Source organism: Bacillus cereus group sp. Bc031 (assembly GCF_027716265.1).
Taxonomy (GTDB): Bacteria; Bacillota; Bacilli; order Bacillales; family Bacillaceae_G; genus Bacillus_A; species Bacillus_A paranthracis.
In genome coordinates this window covers 13817-33651 of record NZ_JAQFUL010000057.1, presented here as the reverse complement: position 1 = coordinate 33651, position 19835 = coordinate 13817, and the positions used below count along the sequence as shown (strand labels likewise).

Below are 19835 nucleotides of genomic sequence, written 5' to 3'. Positions count from 1 at the left end.
TAACCAACAGAATTAATTTCGAGACTAGGTAAAATATGTTTGAAAGTTTCAAGTTGAAAAGATAAAGTATTATTTTTATGATAGGTTTTATCAAAAAAAACAATAGAACTCGTATCCATAAATGGATCGTTTAGAAGATTATCGTTTGTTTCTTTTAATGAATTAAAGACCTCGGCTTCAAACCCATCTTTAAAGAAAATACAAAAAGATTCCACATCCTTCGTTTCATCAATTGAAATTGTGTATGAACCTTTATTAAGGAGTAGGTATCTACTTTCTTCAACAGCAAACATGCCTTTATTAGTCTTATAATGGGCTTTACCATTTGAAAATGTTTTTATGGACAGTTGGCCAATTCCTTCCCAGTAAAATTGGTCACTTTTTGCATGTAAAACGAAATTGGTAGAATCATTTTTTGACATAATACACTCTCCATAAGTGGCGTCATTATTTTTTTAACTTTATTATACATAATAATGGAATCTAAGTATGAAAATATATATTATCAATCTAAAACAGTACGGTGGATATGCGTATTGTAAGTGTTAAACTTAAACAACTTATTGTAATCTTAACGTATCCTTATTGCAAATGGTGACAGCTTCGCTGGTACTCACCCTAATATTGCCGTCTATAGCAAAAATATTCATTTTAGTTACAACCCTTAGCGTACCTAAATCAAGGATTTGAATTCCAAAAAATGTCTTAACGTGGGTTTTATGTCATTTGGTTGGCGGGACCCCATGTACAAGTGGAACAAAACTTTATGCCACACTAACAAGTGTTCCACTCTTTAAACGACAAATGACACTACAAATGTAGTGTCATTTTTAACATCAATCACCCAGCTCCACCGCCAGGGTCTACCATATATTGTAAAATTTTACTGATACTCCCTTGCATCGGAAGTGCTGTTAAAGCCGCTATTGTGGCACATAAATATAATCGTTTTGCCCATCCCTTCATATTTAACCACCTCTAAATTTATTTTAACACATTTTTTGGAAGTTCCGCATAGAACAAATCATTATTTCGTTCAAAGGCCAATAAAGCTTCTCTCATTAAGTTCATATCTTCTCTTGCTAGAGCTTGAACAAAAAGTTGAAGTGGTGTAAGAAAACCTCTTTGTTTTTTAGTTTCTTCCATAAGAGAATCTGCTTTTTCTTTCATATTTTGTTTAATGTATAAATACCCTCTTTCTGTCGGATTTATAGGGTTTATGTGATCTAAATTCTTTTCAAAATGAATGTTTAGAAAATCAAGTGTTGTTTGTAACATTTGTTGTTTTTTACGCATTTTTTGGTTACTTGGCGAAGCCACCAAACTTAACCCTTTGTCTAGATAATACTTAGACAATTCGTAGTCTGATAATATATATGTCTCACCCATAATACAATACGCTGTAGCCTTTGGAAGTAAAGATACTCTTCCATTTCTGGAAATCATATCATCACATAATTCTCTTGCTCTCTCCAACTCATTATTCCTATGAAAACATGTGGCCAATAACTCCATAGTTCTTAACTCATATGAAGATTTTAAAAATGGATTTTTCACTTTTTCAATTTCAGCCTTTAACTCATCAATATTTGCACTTACTAAATTGTAACTTCTTGAATCAAAAAAGGCGTAAATCAGAGCAAACTCCATAGGAATTTTACTTATATCTTCCGCATTTTTTTGCTTTCCCATTTCTCCCTTTACCAATTTCAAAAATTCGCGCGGATTAAATTCATCTGCATTTCGTAAATAAAGTAATTCATAAGCACTCGCAAATTTACGATTCAACAAATTATTTGATTGTTTTTCACGATCAATTAAATAATTTAATAATTCTAATTCACCGCACATGTCTATATATTCAAACGCTACTCTTAAATTAATTTTCCGTTTAGCTTGGTTACAATAGTTAAACACTTCTGTCTTTCGAAAAGAATAATCATGGGGATATAACATGTTTAGTATTTCTGCATAAACAGAAAAATCAAATTCTCTCTTACCCGAAATAGACTGATTCACTTTAGAATGGCTAATTCCTAACATATCAGCAAGCTGTCTATTAGTAATACCTCTATTAGTTAAATCCTTTTGAATTTTTTCTAAAATCATACCCCTTGTCACACCCTCTCTCATCTTTTAATATACAAATATACAAAAGCTTTTATATTAAAATAATTTTCTGTAAATATATTCTAACAGAAATTAGAAAAAGTTTCGTTCCAGTATGAAATTTTGTATATTTCTACATTGTTTTCTTAATATTCAGAAAATTTTATTCGTATTTGCTGGTAACTTCTAACTTATTACTAGTTGATATTTAAAAAAAGTATGTGTAAAATAGTTCTTAACGATATGTATTTTAAATAAGAAAATTTTAACAAAAGCCTATTCATTAGTTTTAAACATTAATCATAAAAAAAATAAAACCCCACCGCATCGTTTTTAATTGGATCAGGTCGCCAAACTCAAACCAATTAAAAACTCCAAGAGATAGGGGCTTTAAATTCACACTATAGTTATATGTGTTTTTCTTTAGTATCAAACTTGATACTAAAATTATACCATAACGTATATCTATTGTGAATATAAAACCTCTGTTTTTCCTGTTTATTTGTGGTGGAAAAATAGGAGGTTTTTTCATGCTACTAAATAACTTTTTGCTAAGTACAGCAAAACGAGAATTAAGTCCACACCTGGTTCATGTTCCGCGAGGTGCTATCAATAAAACAGTACAAAAAGTAATTAAAAATATTGATATTATTCTGTTCGATTGTGAAGGTAAAACCACTAAAGAATACTTCGTACAAACACCACGCCGCTATCAGGCATTGGAAGTTGTTTTATCTTACCTCGTACAAGAAGGCTTCTCTCAAATGCGACAAGATCAAATCAGTAAAAAATCGGGTATCTCTGTACCAATTATCAACTTTATCCTGAATTGGTTAGAGGACCTTCAAGTATGCCATCAAATCAAAACAAGACGTCATGGTAAGAAGGCACCATCTATTTACATATTAAGCCTCAATACCAATTATTTAAAAATCATTGAATACTTTAAGCAAAAATGGGCGTTTTCAATTGATATGTTTTCTACATTTACAAAATTTCTATCTAAAAAACTAAGTAAAAAACAGGAGCAATCTACAGAACAAGCCGAAAAACCAACTGTGCCTACATGCCAGGGAATAGACATATTAGATTCTGTTGCTCCTTCAAATGAAGAAGTAGAAGAAAAACAGCCAATAAATGCCCCTGATTTGGGTAAAAAGTTAGAACTACGATTCCGCGAAATGGATGAGTTTATGAGTAAAGATCAAAAGAAACTTTATATGTATATCATAAGTAAAGATACAAATATTACTGAAAAAGATGCTTATACAATCGCATTGCGTATGCCGCCAGACGTAGATTGGGAAGCACGAAAGACTTTTGAGGATTGTGTACAGTTTTTTGAGATAAACAAATCACAAGAAAGTACGCCTGCACATTTCATAACAATCTATACAAAACAGTTAACTGCAAATAGGAAGCGTAGACAGCAACAAGCGAAAGAAAACATAAGAAATATAGGATTGAGAAAATCAAATAAGAGTAAAATCCCGTTTGATTTATTCAAAAAGATGCTCGATCCAAACGCTTAAATCGTATTTTTCACAAAAAAATAATTGTTTTATAGCCTTGTTCAAAAAAATCCCCCCTAACAAGGCTTTTTGTCATGCCATTCTTTATTTTAATAGATTAAACATATTATCAATCTATTATATTTTTATAAATTAAGGACGTTTTTCACAACAAATCCACTATGAATTTATACCCGAATTGAACCTGCTTTTAAATTAGTAATTAAATAAGAAGAATTTTCTAATCCCTTGTGAGAGTAAGGCTTATTGAGCAAAAATAAATCCTAATGTATTTAATTGTTTTAATTTTTTTAAAACAAGGTTTATTAATAAAAAGTATCCTATATTGGGAGTTTCTTTTTTTATAAACTTCTACATATCATCACTAAATTGATCTATATACGAAAATAAAATCCTCATTTCCTCTTAATATGCAAATCTACAACATTTTAGTTACTCAACATATTTCCGAACAAACACACTATTTATGAGTAGCTTTATTCGTTTATTTTCCTACATATCATGATAATCTTTTATCTATTATCATTTCTAATCCTATCTAAACATACAGCAAAAATACTGATGCCTATGTTATGCCAAAGTGATGCAAATATGATTCCTATGTAGTGTATACATGATGAAAGGCGGCATCATTTCGGCATGAGTGCAAAGTCAGTTTGATATATGTAAACTCTAGCTTTTTTCTACTTACATAAAGAAAAAGAAAAACGAAGCTCTCCTGGTAAGGGTATCTTGATTCAGCTATGAATCAGATTCCGTTGCCAGGCAGATTTTCAAAAAACTACGTAGGCGGGGCGGCGGCCATTCCCATTCCTCGCCTATCGTCCTTCCTCAATCTCGGCCCATCATTCGCCTTCTACACATTCCCGTACATCTATATATCCCCCTATATCACAACTACACGTCCTCTCTAGCCAGGCCCATATGTCTCCGCATAGCCCCGCAATGTCTCGGCTATGGCACCCCACACAAGCTCCCTCGAAAAACGTCACGACCTAGAATCCCCTATTGCTTGTTTGTATGGTTCTCGTTTATAATTGCGGTACACAATTTTTAGGACAAAGGAGTATATAAATATGACTTGGGAACTTTCCGTTGACGTTTTCCTTGCTGATCTGTTAAAACATGGCCGTAAATCTTCCACCGTTAAACAATACCGCTACGATCTCACCCTTTTCACATCATGGATTCAGAAACACGTCAAATTGCCCCCAGAATCGTTTTTCCGTTCTTTTGATACAAATGTATTAGATAAATACTTAAAAGCTCTTAAAAAGGAACGTGGGGCGTCGATTTCTAATGTCAAACGTGTACGAGGCATTCTGATTAACTTTTTACAATTTCATGGTGTGGCCCAGGATTTAAAAAGTGATGTCTCCCCTCCTGGACTGACTTCTAAACACTTTGCATCAGACAAAGAAATTAGAAAGCTATTCCGCGTCATGCGTAGTTATAACGGGTTAACCGACTACCAGGCGTCAGGCAGAAAGTTTATTCTGGAACGTAACCTTTTATTGATCCACTTCATGTTAGATTATGGGCTATCTATCCAGGACATTCTCACGCTATCCATGCATGATATACACTTTGGGAGTAATACGATTACCCCAGGAGGGCTACACGCCCACAAACGATCCATTACCCTTTCAAAAGAACATGTAAAACTTGCCTTATCGTATTACAACAAGATTCCTAGCCTTGTAAGGCCACGCCAACAAACGGGCGATCCCTTCTTTGTAGCGTTTGATTTCGGCCCGCAAACGTTCCGCTGGGATTATGAAAACGATCAACCCGCCGCTTTAACTCGAATCGCTGTACAACGCATGTTACAAAAAGAAACGAAACGAGCTGAAATCCATATAACGCCTACTATGCTACGGAACCGTTTTATATTAAATGCGCTACAGAATGGCATGAAACCCATTGAAATTAAAGTGTACTTGGGATTAAAAAGCATTGAGGCCCTCCATAGATACGTTCAATTCTGGAATAAACAGCAATAAAAAGAGTTTTATATAAGCATAAAAAAAGCCCTGGTGCCCAGCAAAACTAGGGCTTTTTTATGCTATTTGTTAGCCCTGAAAATATTTTCCGAAAAATTAAAAATAAGTAAAAAAACGCTTGTTTTGTGCGCTAGCGCATGATAAAATGAAATTAAGAAATGCGCTAGCGCATTAAAATAAAACAAAAAAAGGAGTTGTTGACCATGGTTTACTTCCAAAGCGTCACTACCTTAGAAGAACTGAAAAAGCAATATAAGAAACTAGCAAAAAAACATCATCCAGACTTAGGCGGAAAACATGAAGACTTTATCGCATCAAAGAAAGAGTATGACAGACTTTTTGAACAGCTACATAGTAACTCTGAAAAGCAAAACACTGGGGCATACCAAAACATCATAGATGAACTTATCAAATACGATATTGAAATTGAGATTATTGGGACCTGGATTTGGCTCACAGGAAACACTTACTCATTGAAAACTGAATTAAAGCAACTTGGATTTAAATGGGCATCTAAGAAAAAGGCTTGGTATTGGTACGAAGGAGAGTATAAGAAGTTTCATAACAAAGACTTCTCACTCGATGAAATCAGATCAATGCACGAGGTAAAGCGAATTAAGAAAAACAAGCCGAAACTTGAAGCATAAGAGGGGTTTTCCCCTCTTATCTTTCTAAAAAAAGGAGATGCCCACATGTATATAAATGCAAATTGTGAAAAATTCAAGCACATCTATGATATGAAAAGATTAAAGAGTTATAGTGATATGGTGGATCGGGACATAGAAAGATTAGAAGAAATTATAAAAAAGCTTAAAAATTATCAAATGGATATCTACGATCACGCTCAAACTGTTGCAAATACTGAATTTAAAAGCGTTGTGACACTTGTTAGAAGAAGAGATTATTCTACAAATCATGTGAAATACCATGTACAACTAGAAATGCGGCCAAACGTCAGTACAGATTATATAGAAAATGAACGGGTGTACGGTTTTTACAAACATGAAAAAATGTTTACAGGTAGAGAACGTCACCTGGCTTTAAAATATGCGGATGAGCTTGCAAAGCAATATCATTGTGAAATTGAAAGGATGGGATTTTATGCAAAGAAAGTTTAGGCTTCCAGACGATGTCTGGGAGCAATTTCTAAAAAAAACTAGTGCCCCAGGCGAAACATTACGTTTATTAGTGATTAATTACAATAATGATGATAGCGACCCATTAGAAGAAGTCATGGGCGTTGAAGAAGCCGCCGAAAAATGGGATATGCCATCAGGAACAATTAAAAATTTATGTGCCGCGGGAGAAGTGAAAGCAAAAAAAATAGGTAACAGGTGGATTATTTCAAAAAGACAGTCGGCTCCACGATCTAAGAACAATTAAACTATGTGAAAATCAATAAAAGTCAATACAAATGAATACAAGTGAATATGAATAAATACGTAAAATACTTGTATTTGAATGATTTTTATAGATTTTTACTGATATTTTTGTATTGACTTGTATTAAATTATGTTAATTTGTATGTGATTGTATTGACTTTTTAGAAGTGTTTAGCATATAATGGAATTAAGAAAATCGATAACAAATAATCTTTAGGAGGTTTTTATATATGGTAATTCTTAAAGCTGGTGCAGACGCAGGGAACAGTGGTTTAAAATTAAATGTATTAGGGCATGATCCTTTATTCATACCAAGTATTTATTCACATCATATTGGAGAATCAACAAACATTTTGAGTGATGAGGATATTTCTGTTGAAGATTTAGAAAACAACATTGATGTTACAATTTCATCACCTACCTTAAAAGCAAACAATCTGCGTTACATTATTGGTCAAAAAGTGATTGATGAAAACATTAAAGGTATTGAAATGGAAAAGAAATCGGATAAATCGAAAGATGATCTTGTGCTACTTGTTACATTAGCTGGTTTAGCAATTACAGCTATGAGAAAACAACCAAATAAAGATAAAATTGATGTTACTTATGATCTTTCTGTTGCATTACCTGTCGCAACAATCACGCCTCAAACAGCACAAGAATTTGTAGAACGTTATATGAATCATCATACAGTGAAATTCCACCACCCAAGCGGACGTGAAGTAGTAGTTAATATCCAAATTGAATTTTGCAAGTGTTTACCAGAAGGCGCGGCGGGATCATGGGGAATCGTTTATGATGAAAAAGGTAAAACCATCAAAAGAAAAGTAGAAGCTACAGAAGGCAAAACAACAGAAATAGACTTTGTTGACAAAACAATATTATCTTTCGATATTGGCGCTGGTACGACAGAAGAAGTTGTTTCTCATGGTGTTAGTTTTAAACATAAAATGAGTCGTGGTTTACCATATGGAGTGAAAGAAACTTTACTTGATATTATCAAGGTTTGGAACTTAAACAATAAACAAAAGACAATAGACAGTATTGCTGAATTTAATGCAATTTATCTTGATTCTGAACATCCTCGTCATATTCGTTTAAAAGAGGCATCACGTGGCGCATTATTAGGTTTAGCAAATCGAATTGCAACTGATATTATTAATAAAATTGATGATATGAAAGATGATCCGTATGTATTCATTTATGGTGGCGGTGCCGCAATCGTAAAAGAAAGCCTACAGCAAATTTTAGAGCAAAAAGGACGTTTAACAAATGTTATTTTCTTAAAAGACCCACTTTTCGTAAATGCACGCGGATTACTTGTGTACACATGCTCTCCAAGATTTGAAGAATTAAAAGAAAAAGCGCTTGCTCCTGTCGGTGAAAAATAATGGCTCGTAAAATATACAAAGCTGGTGATAGAGCAAATGTCTATATTAAGAAAGACATTTCACCAGACATGATTGATTTTATTAACAAACAGAGTGATCTTACAATGTTCTTTTTGTATGCGGCACAACAACTTCATAAACAAATTGGTAATGTAGATGTAGCGGAAATTTTACCGCGTAAATACACATTTACATTAGATAACGAAACACAACCTTTACCAATCAAACACGATGAAGGTTCAAAAACTGTTCATACACCTATTTCGGATCAAACTCATATCGAAACAAGTCAAGAGATAACGAATCCTGGGGAATCCAATGATAAAGAAGAAAATACATCATGGAATAAACTGAATGATTTAGAAGATGATCCATATGCATAATACAATCAAAAAGAGTTGTTCTTTTATAAAAGAACAACTCTTTTTTTATTAAATACACAAGGATTCTATTAAAAAGTGTATAATATTATCCGAAAAGGAGGTGTATGTGACGTGTCACATGACGCCGTAACAGATATTCAAAATGTTTACTGGACCCGCGAGGTTGCTGAATTATTAGGAGTTAAGGAAGGAACTATACGTAAGTATGCCCGTTTATTAGAAGACCGCGGCTATAACTTCCACCGTAACGACCATGACCAACGCGGTTTTTTTGACAAGGACGTTATAATTCTAAGAAAAATACAAGAATTAAGTAAAAGTAAGTCTATGACGCTAGATGATGCCGCAAATGCTATTATATCAATGAATCCTCCCAATAATTTAGCACCCATTACGCCCCCCGTCACAGACGAAAATGAGCATTATATAACGCGTTATGAAAATGTAATGAGCGTATTACAAGGTTTAACACAAGAAAATAGTGAGTTAAAGCAAATGTTAGGTGTCATTTCAGATGAAATGATTGAGCAAAAAAAACTATTACAAGAGCAATCCAAACAAATTGAGCAATTACATGTAGAGCTAAAAGAAAGTAAACAAGCTCTTAATGCTCCAAAAGAAAAACAAGGATTCTGGTCTAAGCTCTTTTCAAAAAATGAAGACGTATGATGAAGTTATCATACGTCTTCATTTTTCTTCTAACAAAACAAGATTTGATTCTTTAGAAGGTTCTATCCCAAATTCATTTAATGTTGCCACCAGCAAAAGTATTTGTTTTTCAAATCCATTTTTTAAAGAAATATCAGTAATACGAATCACTTTCCAACCATTTGTTTTCATAAATTTATCTCTTCTTCTGTCTCGTTTGGTTCCTTCTGGTGTTCGATGAAAAGGCCCATCAATTTCTACATCTATTTTTAAACCATTTGGAGAAAAAAACGCAAAATCTAACTTAAAACGTTTATTCGGTACTTTATATTGCACAATTGGATAATAACCCTTAAAGCGCAATGCATCATATACTCTCTTCTCTAATTTATTAGAGCATTTCGCCCTCTGTGTATCATCGTTTGGATTATAGGTAGATGGTGGAGTGAAAATTTGTGCCACAAGAAAAAATACAAGTGTGCATCCCAATACAACTAACAAACCGATCATCCCTTCACGCCCTAATACAAATTTGAGTTAATACTCAAACTGTAATATGTCCAAACTCTTTCTATTTATCCATTTTTCAATTACTTACCTTATACGAGTAAAACAAAAGTGTCCTTATTCATGTTTTCTTAGAATAGACGGATTTGATTTTTTTTGGAAAGCGCCTTGCAAAGATTTGTTGTATGATGCGTAAGTCAAATCTTTGCATTGTATGTATACCTCATTCCAAGTGAAATTATCAATAAATCGTTCGTGTAAATACTTTATGAATCTCGTTCTCTTGTATTTTACTTAAATTTAAGTTGAATTGAATTGTATATGAATTTAACTTCCTGTCCATAATTGTAAATAAAAAAATAAGGACAGGAGAGTGAAATAAATGTTTTTCCGCAAAAATAGAACTAAATTAAAAAAATGGTTAGATCGGCAAGGAATCGAACAACAGGAACTAGCCAAAAAGTCAAAGGTTTCTGTTCAAACCATCAGTAAAGCATGTAGAGATACAAATTATATCCCAAAACCTGAAATCATGAAAAAACTATTAAATGCTATTAGAAAAATTGATCCTTACGCCAAAATCAATGACTTTTGGGATATGTAAAAAGCACAAGAAACAGTATCTTGTGCTTTCATAATTTTACTTTGACTGAACCTACTTGAACCGAAATGTCTTTAGGTTGCTGTACTTGTGCAAGAAAATGTTGAATAGAGGGCGCTTGAAAAATACGGAAATTAGAACTAGAGATTGGATATTTGAGGTCAGTAAGGATTAAAAGTGAGGGAAATACCATATTATGTTTCGGTTGCCAGGATTCTTTTTTCCATTCCATGCTACGATAATACGATTCGTAACGTTTTATTTTCGTTTGGATCGTAGCCTTATTATAAATGGAGTTTTGGACTTCTATAAAAAATGGGCTTTTACGCCAAATGGTAAATATATCGGGTTCCATATAACCTTTTTTGTATTTAGGTTCTACTTGAAAAATTTTCGGTCTTTCGGTTCGTAATAACTGCTTATATACATCCACAATCGCTAAAAAGTGACATATCTTTTGGCTTCCTTTACGAATGGTATTTGGATAGGAGAAATACACGTATGGACGTTGTGATGTATCTACATCAATATATCCTTCGCGGCTTAACCGCTTTGTAACAGTATTACAGCATGTTACTGCATTTTTCACGTTTCTAAAATGAAGGTCAATAATATCATCACGCGACATACATCTAAATTGCTGTAAATGGCCTATAATTTGTTTATCTCTATTCGTTAACATCATCTAACACCCCAAAGACTTTATCTTCTTGATGCTCTTGTTCTTCCTTCTTTACACTTTGTTCTTTAGATAAACGATACGGTTCTATGATTTCTTTTGCCTGGTCCAATGCCAAAAAAGGCGCTTGCACCTTTTTTAAACCATCTAATTTTAAAACCATTTGGCCCGATTGACTTAAATTTTCTGATCCAGGCGTCCCCACAATGTTACTATTAATTAAATCCGCACATTTAAAGCCCATTCTTACCGTCAAATTGAGCTTTAACTTACCATCAAGTATTTTTGCATCTGGACGTTGCATACTGAGCATAAGAAAGATACCAAGCGATCTGCCGACAGCTGATATTTTTTCTATTATGGTGATACATTCCTTTTCGTCCTGTAGCATCGCTACTTCATCAATAGCAATAAAAATATAGGGTAAAGGTTTATCTTTTGTTATTTGATTGAATTCATCAATATGACCCAGCTCATATTCCTCCATTAGCTTTCTTCTATGCAATACCTCTTTCCATAATTTTGATAACATAGTTGTCATTTCATGTTCTTCCATGCAAACATACTTCACGTGCTTCACTCTTCTTAAAAAATGAAACTCTGAATTTTTTAAGTCTCCCAGGTATAAATGTAAATGATTTGGTGACATATGTTGGATTAATGTCGCTAAAATTACACGCACCATACTACTTTTTCCACTTCCTGTTTCTCCCGCAATGAGTAAATGAGGTGTATTTGAATCAACCATATCATACACAATCGCATTTCCGAATTGATCCCGCCCTACTACCACAGGAAGACGATATTGTTTCAATAATGGTTGCCATTGTTTATAACTGTAATCGTAAGGCTGTAAGCTCGCATTAGAATGAAATACATGGAGTACGAACTTTTTAATATCGCCTTCCATCATAAGATTTTCGCCTAGTATTTGTTGAAAACAAAACCATTTCTTATGAATTTGGGCTGGATCAACGCCATTTGGCAATGTAAAAGTGTACCGTACACTTTCTCTCCCTTCGTAAACATCATGAATCGTAGGATAAATGGGGACCTTTCCACCTCGTGTAATATGTTCATCGTATAGCCTTGCTTTCTTAAATACTTCTTCTAACTGATATTTATATTTTTTCTTCTTTAACCACCTTTTCATTGTTCACCCTCCTTACAACATAAGTAAAATGCGAATAAATACATACCCAATTAACCCAATGCCTCCAATTCTTACACCATAATATAGGCTATTAGAAAGGAGATTGGATGCAAAAACATAATCATTTCGTACTAAGTATTTCTCTAATAAAACAGCTCCAATTGTAAGGCTGCCAACTATTCCCAGGGCTACATACGTATGAACGAGCGGTGATGACATATGAAAAAATGTGAACGGACTAATAGGGCCAATACTATATATTTTTGTTTTCTTTTTCTTCTTATACGATTGGTCCATAAAGGCTTGAAAAGAAATAATTTCTTTTCGATTCAGCATGTTTTCCCTCCTAAAAAAAGAATATCGTTAACAAATTGGGTATCCAGTTTAATACAAAGTATATACAATCTAACACCATATGAGAGGTATTCTTAATGAGTTCAAATGTATCAACAGGTACATTTGTTATGAAACTTGCAAGTTCATCTGGTAACTTTCGTATTTCTTGTGCTGTACTGTCTAATGGTTCTGTCACATACCAACTAATCCACCTATATAGGAAATCTGTTGTATCCGTTGTACTCATTGCATTTTGATTAAGTGCATCCCACCCACACATAATTTCGTTTGTTGAACTTCCGCACCATTCTGTAATTTCTTTCATATTTCGAAATTGCGGACTAGGTATGTTGTTCCATCCTCTCGTTGGATCATCCCTCAAATAGTATTTAATTTGATTGCCAATAATCTCATAAGAATTGTTCATTGTTCTCCCTCCTTTTTCTCATTCCATTTCTCCTACTATAAACAAAACTCAAAATGCCCTAAAAACATGTGATAATCAGAGATTTCTTTTGATAGTGCTATCATGATAGATTCTTTGGTTATAAGGTTGATATCCACTTTGGTAATTGCTTTGGTAAAGAATATGTATCGTTGATTGTCTGATATGCAATTTCAAACCTTGTCTTTGCAAATAAACCTTGCTATCGTCCCCAATTCATAAACTTTAATGATACAATATAAGAGGAATTTTAAATTAATTCAGAAAATAGAGGAGGAAACAACTATGTCACTTTTACAGCAACATTTTGAAGAAAGAAGAGAATACATTTTCAATCGTCTTAAACAACCAGAATACATGGAAAGAAGCATAGAAAAAGTTCGCCAAGCTCAAAAAGAGATCAAAAATACAGTGCGAACGATTAAAGATTTGTTACTCTTAGACAAAACAACTGATCCTTGTTTACCAGAGGTCGCTCAATTTTCTCTTCAACACATTATAAATTCAGAGTCATTTGAGAATGTCAAAAACCTTGTTCCATCCTCTATAAAAAAGTTAAATGAAGAAGAACGCGCAAAAGTGTTAGATGAAACATTAAGCGTAGCAAACCAAATCATGAATTTAGAACGTACTGTTTTTATCATGATGTTTAATGCAAAAGAGAAAATCCTCATGGATTCTTATAAGAAAAAGCGTAGATCACAAACAGAACTTCATTATGATGTTGCTGACAAAGAAGGGTTCGACAAGGCTTTTTATGATGAGCGTATTGATTCATTACAAAATGATATTCGTGTACTATCTTTCAAAAAGCTATGTGAAAATGAACCCGCACCAGAAGACTTAGAACTATTCAAACAACGTTATGAAACAATTATTTTGCCAAAAGTACAAGAAATTGTTTCCCAAATTGAACCAAGTTTAATAGATATAGACGTATTTTTTAATCCAGTAATCGAGTATGGTGTAGGAGACATCACTCTAGATGAAATGATTCAAAAACTACACAAAAACCTTTCTCTATTTCACGAATTATCGAAGGTTGAATATTGCCCAACGGTTGAGCTAACCGTAAAAGAATATGTATTCTTAGAAGCTATGAACAGTTCCCAAAAAGGAGAGGAGTTGCAACCATTAAAATGATGTATACACAAGAGAAGTTTTATGAAACGTTAATAGAAGAAAAGAAAGATGTGACGATTTTTCTAATAAACGGTGTCAGAGTACCTGGAAAAATTATCGCTGTTGATAAATTTTCGGTATTAGTTTTCAGCAATGGAAAGCAACAGTTCCTTTATAAACAAGCGATTTCGACTGTTTCTTTATAAAACAAAAACAATACAAAAAACTTTACAATTATAGCGCTTTTATCCTTTTTGAATATATCCCACTTCAAAAATTTACATACATAATGTACTCTATATATAAAAGTTAAGTTTTTTTCCTTTAGGGCAAGGTTGGTTTCAGCCTTGTTTTTTGTTTGCAATTTTTGGGGTACATTTTTTATCAAGATTCTACATAAAGGAGTTTAACGGGGAAAGTGGATATTAGAACGCTACATGACATGATTGAAGATCAAAAAAAAGAATTGAGCTATCTTGTAAAAAATATGGATTTAGCCATCAAAAAGTAATTGATTTTAGTCAAAAATTAGACCTTTTAATTTATGAAGCAATGGGAAAATATCGATTAGATCAAAAAATGATAGTAAAAAAAGAATCCTTAATTCAATAAGGATTCATAACAGAAAGATAAGAGACAGATATAGAAATAAAAAGAATTAATTATATTATAATTCAAAAATATGAAAAGCCATATTGAGAAGAATTTAGATTGAATTTTCTGATTAATTGTTTTAAAATAAAAACGGGTTGTAGTAACAAGCTGTCATTAAACCCCTTACACCAAATAAATTGTCCTTTTTTATGTAGATAGGCTCTCTTGCTTTTCTTGCATGAGAGCCTATCTGCATTCGGGAGCTACCTTTCATTATTATAAAGAAAGAATCCATATAAAACCAATGCGTTTTTTGATATTAAAACGCTACATTTTCTATATCTTATGATAAAATTAGTGATTGAGGGTACATTTTTTCAAGAGAAAAAGGCAAACAATATAAATACTTTCTGAAAGTGTTCAATTCAAGTTCAACAAAAAGCATTTGTTATTCTATAGCAAATGCTTTTTGACAAATAATGACGTTTCTTATAACATAAAAAGGTTGAGTGGGCGAGACTCGATTTTTGTGTAAATTTCATTCATTTTTTAAAAATTCCTACTTTAATGGTAGGAATTTTTTAATATGGAAACTACCGAAATATATTGAGAAATAAGTGATGAGATTGAATTTTCTTATTCTTAGACATAAAATAAATATGAGTTGGAGTAGCAACTAATCTTAACCCTTATACGAAAAAGAGATCGGATATTCCGATCTCTTTTTCCATACATATAATAGATTACTATGTTGCCTAATTACAGTTAGAAACTCACTTTTAGTATATAAAAATTTCATATAAAATCAATAGATTTTTACAAGGTAAAAACTTGCCACTTATATATCTGATTATCTTAGGATTTCATTTTACAAAGAGTTAAAAAGAAAACAAATTACATACGTTCTGAAAGTGTTCAAGGTAGATAAAGAAATGAATGAAATTATTATAAAAATTTCTATTTTTCTATAGTAAAGTATAGCTCCTTTCTTAAAAACTTAACTTTACTATAGAAAAAAGGTTCTGTATAAAAACATGTAGAATTAGCACATATCGCAGTATTTTATAATTGAAGAGGTGATTATGCTGAAATATTTAACAAAATTAAAAAACTCATTAACAGGTCTGAGAGGGTATTTAGAATCCTATCCATTAACTTCATTTTTTGTAATGGCATATTTATTCTCCTGGATTGTATTAATTCCATTTATCTTATCTCAATGGGGTATTTTACCTAAAATAAAAACGTTTGATATTTTCTTTTTTGCCAATGCATTTGCAGGCCCTATGTTAGCAGCGTATATCATGTTTCGAACTCTTGAAGGTAAAGATTCGTGGAAAAAGATCAGAAAAAGCATCATATCTACTAAAATCGGTTGGAAGTGGTACTTAATTACTCTCATCGTTATCCCTGCTGTAATGTTTCTAGGCATGGTGATATTAACTGGAGGTATACCTGCTTTCCGTGGCATTAATTCTGAATTTTTTATAACTTATTTCTTCTCTTTTATAGCTATTTTCTTTCTCGGTGGACCTTTTCCTGAGGAAATCGGATGGCGCGGTTTTGCCTTGCCTCGATTACAATCGAAGTTTGGACCGTTAAAAGCTACATTACTCCTTAGTGTTTTGTGGGCTTTTTGGCACCTTCCACATTTCTTAACGGCTGCACAAAGGGGAGGACCGGGTTCTGATCTTTCTATTCTATATATTCATTTACCAATTTTTATTTTGCTGTGCTTGCCAATCGCAATCATTCTTACTTGAGCCTATAACTGCCATCGCGGTAACTTATTTATTGTTATGTTGATTCATGCGAGTGTAAATACGTTTAGCCTGGCTCAAACTCATTCCATCAACCCTGTTTTAAAGAATACAGATTTATTTGTAGTGATAGGGTTGGGCTTTATTGCTTTGCTTATCCTTATTTTCACACGAGGCAACCTTGGATATAAGCAAAATTCTAATCAGGTAGGATTCAGTAACAGCCAAACTATAAGTGAATAGAAACGAAAACCATAAAATAGTGTTAATGGATTTAGGGCGGTATCCCTACTATTTTAATATTTACGTATCCGATTAGAGCGAGTTTACTATTAAACATAATTATTAAAACTTTAGAAAATAGTAATCACTTGAAAGGCATGTAAGACATGCCTTTCTTTTTTATGTATAATTTATAGCTTAACTTCAAAAGATAGTTCTTTATGCTTATATTCACCCCACAATATTTTCGAACTTTTCCATAGTATTACTAATTTCAATTTGATTATTAATCACTTCTCTTTGTAATTTTTCAGTCACATTCCTAACAATGGTTACACCATTTGTGATACTCTCTACATTTAAATTTATTTTTTTTATTGCACCATCAACATTACTTGCCAATCTTCTTACCTCTTCTGCTACTACTGCAAATCCACGTCCATGTTCTCCTACTCTTGCCGCTTCAATTGCTGCATTTAAAGATAAAATATTAGTTTGGGAAGAAATTTCCTTAATCATTTGAGCAATTTCACTTACTAAGTTAATCTGTTCTTTTAAAGATTGTAGCGCTTTCATATTTTCCTTAGAATTAATGTCGACTTTACTTCCTAAATCTATAGATAAATTCTTTAAATGTGAAACAACTTCTCTTGTTTGATTTTCACGATTTGTAATATCCGTTGCAATTTTTAGAACAGCATCTACTACCCCTTGTTCATTTTTAATTGGAATATAGGTAGCCTCAAACCAAGTTAAATCGCCTTTTTTACCAACTCTTTGAATTTTCTTTTGAAACTTAATTCCCTTTTTTAAATTCTCCCATAACTGATTATATTCTCTACTATTTATAAAACTATGGGGACAAAATTGTTTATGTACCATGTTCTTCATTTCACTGATTGTATAACCTAAAGCTTGTGCAAAATGATCATTTACCCAAATTACCTCTGTATCTAAGTTAAATTCTATCATTGCTAAATTGGATTCCAGTCCAACCAAAATCATTGTTTGATCTAGTACCTGATTGCTTACACTTGATGAAAGATTCATAATAACCTCCATTTATCGTTTACACATATTATAACATTTAATAAATATAATTAATACAATAAAAGGACCTACTTGTATTAACAAGACATAGGTCCTTTTATGATTTAAATGTTAAAAACATAAAAATATTATAAACGAATTTTAATTTACTTTACGCCCACTTGATTCCAAGCATTTTCTACTGCTTTATAGGTTGCACTACCATAGCCATCATAATCAGCTGCGGATTGTAATAAAGCTGTACGAGCTTGTTTAAAATCACTTGTTGGTGTTAAATATGTTGTTAACGCGCGATAATAGATCTTTTCTGCTTTCTCTTTACCAATAGCATTGATTGTCAGATATGCGGCCTTATTCGGAATACCACTATTAATATGTACTCCACCGTTATCGCCTTCTTCAGTTGCTGGAAGGTATTGATAATCTTTCATATGAGAAGGTTGTCCATATTTTTCGGGATTTGATAAACTACGAAGTGCATCTCCAGAAATACCAGGCGTATACACAGCTTCTCCTAAATCCCAGTTTGCAGGATCAACAAAATATCCAAATACATCAGAGAACGATTCATTTAATGCGCCTGATTGATTTACGTAACGAAGATCAGCTGAATACTGTGTGACAGCATGAGTTAATTCATGCGCGACAACATCAAGAGAACCAGAAAGCGGAATAAATTCACGTCCGTCACCATCTCCATAAATCATTTGCTGTCCATTCCAAAATGCATTGTTTACATCCACTCCATAATTCACTCCAGAACGAATTGTTTTCCCTTTTCCATCAATACTGTTACGATTGTGAATATTTTTATAGTAGTCATAGACTTTTCCAGCATTATAATGAGCATCAACCGCAGGTCCTTGATCTTTATTTATCCAAGCATTATCATCATCCAGAAGACGATAGTTAACTGGATAATCTGCATCACTATGATTTACTGTAAATGTTTCAATATAGCCTCCATTCATAGGCTTTGTTGTGTCTTTTAGATAGTATTTTCTCTTTACACTATCAAAGGTTGTATTCAGTTCTTTCCGATCGCCTAATACTCCATATCCATAACCTTTTTGAGGGCTATCTGCGTCTGTAACTGCATTATATGAATCTATGATTGATCCATTTTCTGCATTCACATAGATTTGCCAGTTTGCTCCGTAAGGTTTAATAAATTGCAGTTGCACCTTAAACGTTAGATAATACTTTCCGTCTTTTTCATATACAACTAAATCTGCTTTTTCATTTGTAGATTCTAAGTTTTCTTTTACTTGATCTAATGTATTTCCATCTACTTTTATTAAGGTATCATTTTTTGTAAGTTTAATATGTTTCCAAGCATTTGAAAGAGCTGTTTCTTTTGTAATTTTTGCTTTTGTATTACCTTTCAAACTTTCTGCAGCAGCTGGATGAACATCTCCATTTACTGTTGTTACCTTGCCCTCTTTATCTGTATGAACAATAAATTGTGCACCATCAACTGGTACTTTATTTACAGACCTTGTATAAATATAATGTTTCATACCCAAATCATCAGATTTTACTTCTTTCAGTGTTAGATCCGTCTGTGGATTTACCTTAAATAGTTCTTTATTTTCTTCTAAAAACTCTTTCACTGCTTTTTGAGTTTCTACCTTCTTATCAGATAATTCACCTGAAAGAAATGATGGACTTCCTTGTTCCTCATTCCAATTCTTTTGTTGCACTTCCATTTTATCCATTACTTCTTTTTGAGATGCTTGTTCTTCTGCAAACGCAGTTGAAAAAGGCGCACCTACCATTGTTCCTGCAGCAAGCAATGTAATAACAGTTTTTTTCATACATTTTCCCCCTGCAATATAAGTAAAATAAAAAATATAATTACAAAATTAATTATACAATTACTTTTAAAATATTTATATAAATATGAATAATTGCATAT

20 protein-coding genes and 4 pseudogenes are annotated in these 19835 nt (G+C 32.8%); 13 read left to right on the top strand and 11 right to left on the bottom strand.

The genetic code is table 11. The annotated features are described in order from the left end of the window. From PDQ33_RS19885 to PDQ33_RS19875, 3 genes and pseudogenes are all read right to left on the bottom strand, one after another. Positions 1-422 (bottom strand): annotated as a pseudogene (locus PDQ33_RS19885) (AraC family transcriptional regulator); the annotation flags it as partial. A gap of 418 nt (positions 423-840) precedes the next feature. Further along, positions 841-966 (bottom strand): hypothetical protein, encoded by a 126-nt coding sequence (locus PDQ33_RS19880; RefSeq protein WP_016123818.1) that lies wholly within the window; start codon positions 964-966, stop codon positions 841-843. An 18-nt stretch (positions 967-984) separates the two neighbouring features. Next, positions 985-2109: an AimR family lysis-lysogeny pheromone receptor gene (locus PDQ33_RS19875; RefSeq protein ID WP_016123817.1), complete on the bottom strand. Its 1125-nt coding sequence runs from the start codon at positions 2107-2109 to the stop codon at positions 985-987. A gap of 530 nt (positions 2110-2639) precedes the next feature. On the opposite strand from PDQ33_RS19875, the gene PDQ33_RS19870 reads away from it, so the two are divergent. The 8 genes from PDQ33_RS19870 (at position 2640) to PDQ33_RS19835 (ending at position 9469) form a co-directional block, all read left to right on the top strand. After that, positions 2640-3641 (top strand): Replicase RepFR55, encoded by a 1002-nt coding sequence (locus PDQ33_RS19870; protein WP_270756478.1) that lies wholly within the window; start codon positions 2640-2642, stop codon positions 3639-3641. Between the two features lie 1076 nt (positions 3642-4717). Continuing rightward, positions 4718-5644: a tyrosine-type recombinase/integrase gene (locus PDQ33_RS19865; protein WP_270756479.1), complete on the top strand. Its 927-nt coding sequence runs from the start codon at positions 4718-4720 to the stop codon at positions 5642-5644. 203 nt (positions 5645-5847) lie between these two features. Beyond that, entirely contained in the window at positions 5848-6291 is a 444-nt protein-coding gene (locus PDQ33_RS19860) for a molecular chaperone DnaJ (RefSeq protein ID WP_270756480.1), read from the top strand. A gap of 45 nt (positions 6292-6336) precedes the next feature. Further along, positions 6337-6762, top strand: coding sequence for a hypothetical protein (locus PDQ33_RS19855; protein ID WP_270756481.1), 426 nt, complete (start codon positions 6337-6339; stop codon positions 6760-6762). Further along, the gene (locus tag PDQ33_RS19850; protein ID WP_270756482.1) at positions 6746-7027 is read left to right on the top strand and encodes a helix-turn-helix domain-containing protein; all 282 of its coding nucleotides are present in this window, start codon (positions 6746-6748) and stop codon (positions 7025-7027) included. Before PDQ33_RS19855 ends, PDQ33_RS19850 begins: the two co-directional genes overlap by 17 nt. 229 nt (positions 7028-7256) lie before the next feature. Next, positions 7257-8417: a ParM/StbA family protein gene (locus tag PDQ33_RS19845; RefSeq protein ID WP_270756483.1), complete on the top strand. Its 1161-nt coding sequence runs from the start codon at positions 7257-7259 to the stop codon at positions 8415-8417. Next, entirely contained in the window at positions 8417-8800 is a 384-nt protein-coding gene (locus PDQ33_RS19840) for a hypothetical protein (RefSeq protein WP_270756484.1), read from the top strand. The genes PDQ33_RS19845 and PDQ33_RS19840 overlap by 1 nt, the downstream gene beginning before the upstream one ends. Before the next feature lie 111 nt (positions 8801-8911). Next, entirely contained in the window at positions 8912-9469 is a 558-nt protein-coding gene (locus PDQ33_RS19835; protein ID WP_016123810.1) for a MerR family transcriptional regulator, read from the top strand. Between the two features lie 18 nt (positions 9470-9487). On the opposite strand, the gene PDQ33_RS19830 is transcribed toward PDQ33_RS19835, so the two are convergent. After that, a complete protein-coding gene (locus PDQ33_RS19830; RefSeq protein WP_016123807.1) occupies positions 9488-9958 on the bottom strand; it encodes an endonuclease domain-containing protein in 471 nt (156 codons plus the stop codon). A gap of 379 nt (positions 9959-10337) precedes the next feature. Between PDQ33_RS19830 and PDQ33_RS19825 the strand changes: the two genes are divergently transcribed. Next, positions 10338-10559 (top strand): helix-turn-helix domain-containing protein, encoded by a 222-nt coding sequence (locus PDQ33_RS19825; RefSeq protein ID WP_000466110.1) that lies wholly within the window; start codon positions 10338-10340, stop codon positions 10557-10559. A 28-nt stretch (positions 10560-10587) separates the two neighbouring features. On the opposite strand, the gene PDQ33_RS19820 is transcribed toward PDQ33_RS19825, so the two are convergent. The 4 genes from PDQ33_RS19820 to PDQ33_RS19805 are packed head-to-tail and all read right to left on the bottom strand — an operon-like array spanning position 10588 to position 13151. After that, complete coding sequence (locus PDQ33_RS19820) at positions 10588-11241, bottom strand: replication-relaxation family protein (protein WP_002081758.1); 654 nt, start codon at positions 11239-11241, stop codon at positions 10588-10590. Further along, entirely contained in the window at positions 11225-12388 is a 1164-nt protein-coding gene (locus tag PDQ33_RS19815; RefSeq protein ID WP_000832924.1) for an FtsK/SpoIIIE domain-containing protein, read from the bottom strand. The genes PDQ33_RS19820 and PDQ33_RS19815 overlap by 17 nt, the downstream gene beginning before the upstream one ends. A 12-nt stretch (positions 12389-12400) precedes the next feature. Continuing rightward, entirely contained in the window at positions 12401-12724 is a 324-nt protein-coding gene (locus PDQ33_RS19810; protein ID WP_000934651.1) for a hypothetical protein, read from the bottom strand. A gap of 10 nt (positions 12725-12734) precedes the next feature. Beyond that, positions 12735-13151 (bottom strand): hypothetical protein, encoded by a 417-nt coding sequence (locus PDQ33_RS19805; RefSeq protein ID WP_001066182.1) that lies wholly within the window; start codon positions 13149-13151, stop codon positions 12735-12737. 303 nt (positions 13152-13454) lie between these two features. Here PDQ33_RS19805 and PDQ33_RS19800 point away from each other — a divergent pair, with 303 nt between their 5' ends. The 4 genes and pseudogenes from PDQ33_RS19800 to PDQ33_RS19785 all read left to right on the top strand — a co-directional run bounded on the left by PDQ33_RS19800 (position 13455) and on the right by PDQ33_RS19785 (position 16888). Further along, positions 13455-14312 carry a hypothetical protein gene (locus PDQ33_RS19800; protein ID WP_000055177.1) on the top strand — a complete coding sequence of 286 codons (858 nt, stop codon included), beginning with the start codon at positions 13455-13457 and terminating at the stop codon, positions 14310-14312. After that, on the top strand, positions 14309-14497 hold the full coding sequence (gene hfq, locus PDQ33_RS19795; protein WP_000990400.1) for an RNA chaperone Hfq: 189 nt from the start codon (positions 14309-14311) through the stop codon (positions 14495-14497). The genes PDQ33_RS19800 and hfq overlap by 4 nt, the downstream gene beginning before the upstream one ends. Before the next feature lie 236 nt (positions 14498-14733). Further along, positions 14734-14903 (top strand): annotated as a pseudogene (locus tag PDQ33_RS19790) (aspartyl-phosphate phosphatase Spo0E family protein). A 1064-nt stretch (positions 14904-15967) separates the two neighbouring features. Further along, positions 15968-16888: pseudogene (locus PDQ33_RS19785) on the top strand (CPBP family intramembrane glutamic endopeptidase). A 210-nt stretch (positions 16889-17098) separates the two neighbouring features. Here the strand turns inward: PDQ33_RS19785 and PDQ33_RS29215 are convergent. The 3 genes and pseudogenes from PDQ33_RS29215 to PDQ33_RS19775 all read right to left on the bottom strand — a co-directional run bounded on the left by PDQ33_RS29215 (position 17099) and on the right by PDQ33_RS19775 (position 19734). Further along, positions 17099-17395, bottom strand: coding sequence for a methyl-accepting chemotaxis protein (locus tag PDQ33_RS29215; RefSeq protein ID WP_372684182.1), 297 nt, complete (start codon positions 17393-17395; stop codon positions 17099-17101). A gap of 129 nt (positions 17396-17524) precedes the next feature. Further along, positions 17525-17839 (bottom strand): annotated as a pseudogene (locus PDQ33_RS29210) (PAS domain-containing protein); the annotation flags it as partial. A 224-nt stretch (positions 17840-18063) separates the two neighbouring features. After that, positions 18064-19734 carry a M4 family metallopeptidase gene (locus PDQ33_RS19775; protein ID WP_242296889.1) on the bottom strand — a complete coding sequence of 557 codons (1671 nt, stop codon included), beginning with the start codon at positions 19732-19734 and terminating at the stop codon, positions 18064-18066. Between the last annotated feature and the right edge of the window lie 101 nt (positions 19735-19835).

What these genes read in the sequence shown, in the direction of transcription:
- hfq (WP_000990400.1), top strand. Translation starts at nt 14,309, where the DNA reads ATGATGTATACACAAGAGAAGTTTTATGAAACGTTAATAGAAGAAAAG.
- PDQ33_RS19800 (WP_000055177.1), top strand. Translation starts at nt 13,455, where the DNA reads ATGTCACTTTTACAGCAACATTTTGAAGAAAGAAGAGAATACATTTTC.
- PDQ33_RS19850 (WP_270756482.1), top strand. Translation starts at nt 6,746, where the DNA reads ATGCAAAGAAAGTTTAGGCTTCCAGACGATGTCTGGGAGCAATTTCTA.
- PDQ33_RS19875 (WP_016123817.1), bottom strand. Translation starts at nt 2,109, where the DNA reads ATGATTTTAGAAAAAATTCAAAAGGATTTAACTAATAGAGGTATTACT.
- PDQ33_RS19830 (WP_016123807.1), bottom strand. Translation starts at nt 9,958, where the DNA reads ATGATCGGTTTGTTAGTTGTATTGGGATGCACACTTGTATTTTTTCTT.
- PDQ33_RS19810 (WP_000934651.1), bottom strand. Translation starts at nt 12,724, where the DNA reads ATGCTGAATCGAAAAGAAATTATTTCTTTTCAAGCCTTTATGGACCAA.
- PDQ33_RS19815 (WP_000832924.1), bottom strand. Translation starts at nt 12,388, where the DNA reads ATGAAAAGGTGGTTAAAGAAGAAAAAATATAAATATCAGTTAGAAGAA.
- PDQ33_RS19840 (WP_270756484.1), top strand. Translation starts at nt 8,417, where the DNA reads ATGGCTCGTAAAATATACAAAGCTGGTGATAGAGCAAATGTCTATATT.
- PDQ33_RS19880 (WP_016123818.1), bottom strand. Translation starts at nt 966, where the DNA reads ATGAAGGGATGGGCAAAACGATTATATTTATGTGCCACAATAGCGGCT.
- PDQ33_RS19860 (WP_270756480.1), top strand. Translation starts at nt 5,848, where the DNA reads ATGGTTTACTTCCAAAGCGTCACTACCTTAGAAGAACTGAAAAAGCAA.
- PDQ33_RS19820 (WP_002081758.1), bottom strand. Translation starts at nt 11,241, where the DNA reads ATGATGTTAACGAATAGAGATAAACAAATTATAGGCCATTTACAGCAA.
- PDQ33_RS19855 (WP_270756481.1), top strand. Translation starts at nt 6,337, where the DNA reads ATGTATATAAATGCAAATTGTGAAAAATTCAAGCACATCTATGATATG.
- PDQ33_RS19845 (WP_270756483.1), top strand. Translation starts at nt 7,257, where the DNA reads ATGGTAATTCTTAAAGCTGGTGCAGACGCAGGGAACAGTGGTTTAAAA.
- PDQ33_RS19870 (WP_270756478.1), top strand. Translation starts at nt 2,640, where the DNA reads ATGCTACTAAATAACTTTTTGCTAAGTACAGCAAAACGAGAATTAAGT.
- PDQ33_RS19865 (WP_270756479.1), top strand. Translation starts at nt 4,718, where the DNA reads ATGACTTGGGAACTTTCCGTTGACGTTTTCCTTGCTGATCTGTTAAAA.
- PDQ33_RS19825 (WP_000466110.1), top strand. Translation starts at nt 10,338, where the DNA reads ATGTTTTTCCGCAAAAATAGAACTAAATTAAAAAAATGGTTAGATCGG.
- PDQ33_RS19805 (WP_001066182.1), bottom strand. Translation starts at nt 13,151, where the DNA reads ATGAACAATTCTTATGAGATTATTGGCAATCAAATTAAATACTATTTG.
- PDQ33_RS19775 (WP_242296889.1), bottom strand. Translation starts at nt 19,734, where the DNA reads ATGAAAAAAACTGTTATTACATTGCTTGCTGCAGGAACAATGGTAGGT.